The organism is Tardiphaga sp. 172_B4_N1_3 (assembly GCF_052076035.1).
Taxonomy (GTDB): Bacteria; Pseudomonadota; Alphaproteobacteria; order Rhizobiales; family Xanthobacteraceae; genus Tardiphaga; species Tardiphaga robiniae.
On sequence record NZ_CP197238.1, the window covers coordinates 813,334 to 821,239 of the forward strand.

The window sequence follows — 7,906 nt, forward strand, 5'->3', positions numbered from 1 at the left end:
TTACGAAATAGCGATGTTTGCCACAATTGGGCGCGCTCTGGCCCGCCCAGCGCGCATTCATCATCCTGGTGGCGGTTCTGCCGCTCACGAAATCGTGTTAACCTGTTGTTAGGCATTGATAAATACCTGAAATCAGGGCCGAAAATGACAGTGCCGTGACGGATAAGCGGACCGTGCCGCCTCCGGACGAGGTAATGCATTCTTGCAACAATGAGTCAGTTTTCGATCCAAAATGTGGCTTTCGGATTGCGGCAAGTTCCGTTTCTTGTTAGCGCTCAATCCATGAAGCAGATCGCAAAGATTTTCCTTGTAGTTGTATTGCTGGGATCGAGCGGCAAGTTCGCTCATGCAGCCGAGCCATTTTTTATTCTTGACGCCATCAATCAGGCGGTAAAGACGAACCCAGGTGTCGGCGAGGCGTCTGCCAATCGCCGCGCCACCGAAGCCGAACTTCGCCAGAGCCAAGGTACTTTGCTGCCTCAGATCAGGCTGCAGGCGAATACCGGCCCCGAGATGTTGAACCGGGCGATCGTTCCTGCGCCGGCCGGCAATGGCTCCTATGTCAACGGCAGCGAGGCGTCGGTAACGGTGCGCCAGCTGGTGTTCGACGGCTTTGCGTCCATCAACGACATCTGGCGTCAGGCTGCGCGCGTCGATGCTGCGGCGTTCCGGGTGCTTGAACGGACCGAACTGATCGCGCTCGATGCGGCTGAAGCCTATGTCGATGTGACCCGCTATTTGCGTCTGGTCGCGCTTGCCGAACAAAATCTCAAGGTTCATCTCGAACTGCGCGCCAATGTCCGTGCGCGTTTCGCTGGCGGTCGTGCCGGTGAGGGCGATACCCAGCAGGCGGAAGAGCGGGTGGCTGCGGCAGAGGCCGTGTTGTCGGATTTCCGCCTCAGCCTCGATTTCGCGCGCGCCAAGTATCGCAAGACCGTTGGTCTTGAGCCGTTCAATGTGCGTTTCCCCGGTCGCTTGCCGGATATGCCGGCCACCAAGAACGAGTCGCTCGACGTCGCCTTCAAGTACAATCCGACGATCCGCGCCGCTGGTGCAGATGTCGATGCGGCCAAGCGCGCTTTCGACTCGACCGCTGGCGCATTCGTTCCGAACGTCGCCCTGGAAGGCCGCGCGCTGCGCGGCAAGGACTCGATCACCTATCCGGGCAACCGCGACGAAGTCAGCGGCAAGGTTGTCGTCAGCTGGGATATCTTCCGCGGCGGTCAGGATGCGTGGAAGCGCGCCGAAGCTGGCGAACGCATGATCGAGCAGCAGCAGCGCCATGCACGCCTGCAGCGTGATGCGCTGGAGTCGCTCGACAAAGCATGGGCTGCGCGGACGATCACGACGGAGCGTGCAGCAGCGCTGGTGCGTGAAGTTGAAGCCGCCCGTCGCACCTTCGTGGCCTACAACAAGGAATATGAGCTCGGCCAGCGCACGCTGATCGATCTGCTCAACTCGCAGAACCAGTACTTCAACGCCAACGTCTCGCTGGTGTCTGCACGCGGCGTCACCGTGTTCGCCGACTATCAGTTGCTGGCTGCCATGGGACAGCTGCTGTCCTATCTGAAGACCGGCAAGCCGCCGGAGTCTGAGCCGATCGAGAGCCGTGCATCCGGCCTGATCCCGTATCGCCTGCCGCCGATCCTGCTGACGGCGCCGGAGCCGGGATCCGAACCGCTCAATACGGTTTTGCCCTTCCAAACCTGGAATTCGCCTTTCGCACCGGCGCTGGAACCGAAAGCCGTGCTGTTCGGTGATCGCTGGGCCTCGCAAGATCTGTCGAACGCCAACGCATTGTTCGTGACATCGGGCCAGGTCGGGCAGGGCAGCGTGTCGGCCGATGCTTCTGCGGGGCGCCGTTAACCAATTAAGCACGCGGATTTATAATCCGCGGTCGGGTTTACCGTAAGTTCAGCAATTCGTCTGAACCGCGAAATAGTACAGGCGCTCCGCAAGGATCGCCTGTAAAGCTGGCAAGTCATATTTTGTAAGGCCAGTAGATCCGCGCACGGGTCATACAAGGCGCCTGGAATTTCCGAGGCTGCATTGAACATTCGCTCACCCCAGTTCGATATTGCAATGGACCTGCCGGCTGCGCCCGTAGCGGAGGTCGAGCATCAGCATGCTGATCCGTTAACGGACAGCCTGCTTTATCTCGCCGCTCACCACGGCAGAGCTGTCAGCCGCAGTGCGCTGCTTGCCGGTCTCCCGGTCGAGCGCGGCGTGCTGACAACGGCTCTGTATGAGCGCGCGGCGCAGCGGGCGGGCCTCGAGGCCGAACTCAACGAGCGACCGCTCAAGGATATCCCTGCGCTGGTCCTGCCTGCTGTGCTTCTGTTTCACGATGGTTCGACGCGGATTCTGCGCGGCATCGATCTGGCGAGTGGCCGTCTGACACTGGCAACCCCCGTCGGTGACGGTGCGATCGCCATGGAGCGGATCGAAGCCGTCGAAGAGAAATATGCCGGCTTCGTCTATTTCGTCCGTCCGGCGTCCGTCAGCGATCCGCGCGCGATCGCCGCCGGCGATCTGCCGAAGGCTCACTGGTTCTGGTCCGTCGTCAGCCGGTTCGGCTCCAACTACAGCCATGTCGCCATTGCAGCTTTCATCGTCAACATGCTGGCGCTCGCCGCGCCGCTGTTCACCATGAGCGTGTATGACCGCGTTATTCCGAATGGTGCGATCCCGTCGCTGGTTGCACTTGGTATCGGCCTGTCGCTGGCGATCGCATTCGACTTCCTGCTCAAGGTGGTTCGCAGCCGCATCATCGACATGACCGGCAAGAAGATCGACGTGGTGCTGGCGTCGAACATCTTCGAACATGTGATGGCGCTGAAGATGGACAAGCGTCCGCCCTCGGTCGGCATTCTCGCCAATCAGATGCGCGACTTCGACTCGGTGCGCGAATTCTTCACGTCGGGCACGGTCGTGTCGGCGACCGATATGATATTCGCGATCATCTTCATTGCGGTGCTGTTCGTGATTGCCGGGCCGTTGGCCTGGATCCCGCTGGCGATGCTGCCTGTGATGATCCTCGTCGGTCTCTTGATCCAGCGGCCGCTCGATCGTGCGATGAAGCGCCTGCAGGCGGAATCGGCCGCACGCCACGGCATCCTCATCGAGTCGCTGAACGGCATCGAGACCGTTCGCGCTGTCGCCGGCGAAAGCCGGGTGCAGACAGTGTGGGAACGTTCCGTCGCAGCGACGGCGCGTTCAAGCGAAGGCGTGCAGTTCTGGTCGTCGCTGGCGATGACCAGTGCGAGCGTGGCGACGCAGCTGTGCAGCCTGTTGCTGGTCGTGGTCGGTGTGTTCCTCATTCTCGACGGCAAGCTGTCGGTCGGTGCGCTGGTTGCGGCCAATATGTTGTCGGGCCGCATTCTCGGTCCCATCGCGGGCATCGCGGCTGTGATGACGCGCGCGACGCAGACCATGTCGGCCCTGCGGTCGATCGATCGCCTGATGGCGACGGAGCGCGAGCGGCCGCCGGAAAAGATCTTCGTGGCCCGCGAGATCACCAAGGGCAGCATCGAATTCCGCAATGTCAGCTTTTCCTATCCGAACAGCCCGGCCAAAGCACTCGACGGCATCTCTTTCCATGTGAAGCCTGGCGAGAAGATCGGCATCATCGGCCGGGTCGGCTCAGGCAAGACCACGGTCGGTCGTCTGGCGACGGCGTTCTATCCGCCGAGCGAAGGCAGCATCCTGATCGACGGCATCGATATCCGGCAATACGACCCGGCGGACCTGCGCGCCGGCATCGGTTTCGTGCTGCAGGACACCGATCTGTTCTACGGCAAGCTGCGCGACAACATCACGCTGGGCCGTCCCGATGCGACCGATGAGGAAGTGCTCGCGGCTGCACGCCTGTCCGGCGTCGAGACCTTCATCGCCGGTCATCCGCAGGGCTACGATATGATGGTCGCCGAAGGCGGCCGTAGCCTGTCGGGCGGCCAGAAACAGGCGATCGGCCTCGCGCGTGTGCTGATCCGCAAGCCGCGCGTATTGTTTCTCGACGAACCCACGGCGCATTTCGATGTGCGCAGTGAAGGTGAATTCCTCGATCGCCTCAAGACGCTCGCCAAGGGTGAGATGTCGATTATCGTCTCGACGCATCGCCCGTCGCTACTGTCGCTGGTCGATCGCATTCTCGTGTTCGACAACGGCAAGATCGTCGCCGACGGTCCCGCCGATCAGATCCTGACGCGCTTGCGTCCGCAGCCGCAGGCTCCTCAAGCAGCGGGGAGGCCGGTCAATGTCGCAGTCTGATTTCGCATTTTCGAACGACGTTCGTGCCGCCATGGAAATGCGCACGCCGCGCACGGCACGGATGTTGTTGATGACCGTCACCGGTCTGCTCGTCGTGTTCCTGCTGTGGGCGCACTTCGCCGTGCTGGATGAAGTGAAGCGCGGCAATGGCAAGGTGGTGCCGTCGCGCCAGACCCAGGTGGTGCAATCGCTTGAAGGTGGCATCATCAGCGAATTGCTGATTCAGGAAGGCGCCATCGTCAGAAAGGATCAGCCGCTGGCGCGCATCGAAGATACCAACTTCGCGGCGCAGTTTGGCGAAATCCGCGAGCGGCGCGGTGCCATGGCTGCCCGCGTGATCCGACTGGAAGCGGAGACCTTCGGTAAGACCAGCGTCGAGTTTCCGGAAGATCTCACGAAGCTTGCACCGCGTGCGGTTCAGACCGAACGCAGCGTGTTCGACGCCCATATGCGCAAGCTTGCGCAGGACATCGACGTGATTGCCCAGCAGGAATGGCAGAAGAAAAAGGAAATCGACGAGCTCCGTGCGTCGGAAACCCGCTTCTCCGAGACGCTGACGCTGCTGACCCGCGAAACCTTGCTGACGCGCCGGCTCTATGAGCAGAAGGTTGTTCCCGAGATCGAAATGCTGCGGTCCGACCGGCAGGCCACCGACATGCGCGGCCAGCTCGCGGTGGTGCAGGCAACCATGGTCAAGACCGAGGCCGCCGTGAAGGAAGCGCAGTCGCGACTTCTCAATATCACCACGGCATTTCGTTCCACGGCGGAAGATGATCTCGCGAAATCGCGCGGCGATCTCGCGGTGCTGGACGAAAACATCAAGTCCGCGCAGGATCGCGTTCGGCGCACCGAACTGCGGTCGCCGGTCTACGGCATCGTTAACAGACTCAACGTCACCACCATTGGTGCGGTCGTTGCACCAGGCGCCAGCGTGATGGAGATCGTGCCGCTTGAGGATACGCTGCTGGTCGAGGGGCGCATTCGTCCGCAGGACATCGCCTTCATCCGTCCGGACCATGAGGCGGTGGTGAAGCTCAGCGCCTACGACTCTTCGGTCTATGGATCGCTTCACGGCCGGGTCGAACGTATCAGCGCCGATACCATCACCGACGAGAAGGGTGACAAGAATGAGCGCGGCGAGACGTTCTACCGCGTCATGGTGCGCACCGAAAAGAACCACCTCGGCACTGCCGAGCAGCCGCTGCCGATCATTCCTGGCATGGTGGCGACAGTGGAAGTCCTGACCGGCAAGAAGTCGGTGCTGGATTATCTCGTGAAGCCTGCGCGCATGCTGCGTGACGAGGCGTTTCGCGAACGCTGATAGCGCTACGGAGCATCTCCGCTGCTCCGTATGTTACCTTGCTCCCAGTCCATTAGAGTCAACGAACTCTTAAAACGCAGGCTTCGCTAAAATTCGAGCGAATGCGTTGGTAGGCGATTGAGCGCGTTCAACGACATACAAGCCCAGGTTGACGTGTTTTAACCGGCCTGAAGCAGCCCTCGATTTATCCCTGATGCCACAAGATCCGGACGGGGATCGACGCAATGACGTCGGCCGATGCTCCGGACAACGGGGCGTCAGTCATGTTGCGTATCGATCAGACGCGGGCATTCCCGCGTGCGCTGGGGTTCGTGCTCGCCGGTGTTGTAAGCGTCAGCGCTTGCGATGGAGCATTTGCAAAGTCACGCGCGAAGAAGACCGTGCTTGAGCGCCCCGTGATGGAATCGGTGATCGCGGGCATGACCGCGCCGCCGGTTCGGTTCTTCACGATCAACCAGGTGCTGGCCAAGCGTGACAGCGAGAACCGTGCAAAGCCCGGCAATATCGAACTCGCATCCTTGGACGCGTCGCAGGGATCAGATGCCAAGGTGATCAGCGATGCGCCGTCTCCGGCCGCGATCCTGCCTGCCACCAGCGAGGAGCCGTTCGGCCTGTTCACGTTCCGCGCGCCTGAAGGGCTGCTATGGACGAAATGGCGCGGTGTGGAAGCGCGTATGCGCGCCGACTTGAAATCGATCGAGGACTGCAAGGCTGATAGCGAGAACTGCGCCGCCGGTGCGCGCAAGTTTGTCGCCGTCACGCGTTCCGCCGCCGAGTTGGGTCTGCGCACACGCGTCGAGGCGATCAATCGCGACGTCAACTATGCGATCCGCTATGTCGGAGACTATCAGCAGCACGGCGTCGCCGATCTGTGGAGTTCGCCGCTCGAGACGCTGTCTGCGGGCATCGGTGATTGCGAAGATTATGCGATCGCCAAATTCGCCATGCTCGTCGCAACGGGCGTGCCGGAGGCCGATATCAAGATGATGCTGGTGCGCGACATGGCGGTGCGCCAGGACCATGCGGTGCTGACCGTCCGTGTCGATGGCCGCTGGCTGGTTCTCGACAATCGCTACTCCCGACTGTCGGAAACACGTGATCTGCCGCATTTCATGCCGCTTTTCGCTATCGACCACAAAGGCGTCAGCCTGTTTGCCGCGCCCTATGCCGCGCGTCCGCATCACGAGAGCGAGACCGACATGTTGCCCGCGGCCGAGGTGGACGGCTTCGGCGGGGGCTCTTCCTTGCCGCTGGCGCTCTGAGATAGTTCGACAACACAACGTCGATAATCGGCCTGATATCGACGTTTTATGCGCTTCGCGATCTTGTACTTCCGTGCATCTTGGGCTCTTAATGCGCCAGGGTGAGGTCGACGAGGGGATTGAGATGCGCTTCAAGCACACGCTGTTGGGTTTGTTGGTGGCGGCCGGAATGGCTTCCGGTGCAACTGTCTCGCATGCCGAAGGCCTGCTTCCAGGCGCTGCCTTCTCCGTCGATTGTCAGAATGGGGCGGTCTACAAGCTGACCTCCGGCCGTGTGACCTTTCCCGGTGATATTGTCACCGGCCATCTGTACCTGACCCCGCACCGTGCAATGCCTGTTCGCCTGATCCCGATGGGTGAGGGATATCGCTATGCTGGCCGTGGCGTATGGCTGGATGGCATTCGCGAGCACGCGCTTCTGTATAGGGCCAAGTATAGCCCGGTCGCGTGCGTCGTTACCCGCATCTAGACTTTTATCCTATCAATTATCTCCTGCGATAGCAGTCCTGCGATAGCGAGTTGCGCATCTGCGCAGCTTGCTGACTCACGTCTGTGTCCGGAGAACAAGTCCGCGATCCCAGAGATTCGCGGAATGCGCACTGCAAATGGCGACCCTGCCATCTGGCCGTGACACGAATGCGCTTTAAGCAACTGTCCCATTTCGAAATTTACTCGCGAAGGGCGATCACCACGCGGCGGTTCGCGCCGCTGTCGATATCGGCTCGCGAAAGCAAATTCAGGCGCCCGTCCAATATTGGCGGTGGTGCCTGTGGTTGTGAGCTGATTTCGTTGTTCAGTGCGATATGAGAAGTCATCTTACAAAGTATAAAATAAGTCGTTTTTTCGAATACTTCCTTATTTTTACAATAGATACGCCGCAATTTGTGGATTTTTCCGGGCATTCCCAAAAATAGACTGTCTAAATGAAGTATTACTGTCGAATGGTTCATCTTTATTAATACGCTGTTTCATTTTTGAACTTAACCAATGCAACGAAAACGCTTCAAATTTTACAGGTATTCATTGACGTCTCTGCGTTCTTAAGAATATTTTA

At 60.1% G+C, this 7,906-nt stretch carries 5 protein-coding genes; all 5 read left to right on the forward strand.

Going from position 1 to position 7,906, the window contains the following annotated elements; translation table 11 throughout:
- Window positions 1-282: 282 nt before the first annotated feature.
- Window positions 283-1,866: a TolC family outer membrane protein gene (locus AB7783_RS03620; protein WP_093761952.1), complete on the forward strand. Its 1,584-nt coding sequence runs from the start codon at window positions 283-285 to the stop codon at window positions 1,864-1,866.
- 216 nt (window positions 1,867-2,082) lie between these two features.
- Window positions 2,083-4,269: a type I secretion system permease/ATPase gene (locus tag AB7783_RS03625; protein ID WP_089268213.1), complete on the forward strand. Its 2,187-nt coding sequence runs from the start codon at window positions 2,083-2,085 to the stop codon at window positions 4,267-4,269.
- A complete protein-coding gene (locus tag AB7783_RS03630; RefSeq protein ID WP_116660556.1) occupies window positions 4,256-5,590 on the forward strand; it encodes an HlyD family type I secretion periplasmic adaptor subunit in 1,335 nt (444 codons plus the stop codon). Before AB7783_RS03625 ends, AB7783_RS03630 begins: the two co-directional genes overlap by 14 nt.
- Window positions 5,591-5,814: 224 nt before the next feature.
- Window positions 5,815-6,852, forward strand: coding sequence for a transglutaminase-like cysteine peptidase (locus AB7783_RS03635; RefSeq protein ID WP_244528488.1), 1,038 nt, complete (start codon window positions 5,815-5,817; stop codon window positions 6,850-6,852).
- Between the two features lie 124 nt (window positions 6,853-6,976).
- Entirely contained in the window at window positions 6,977-7,321 is a 345-nt protein-coding gene (locus tag AB7783_RS03640; protein WP_089268234.1) for a hypothetical protein, read from the forward strand.
- Window positions 7,322-7,906: the final 585 nt, after the last annotated feature.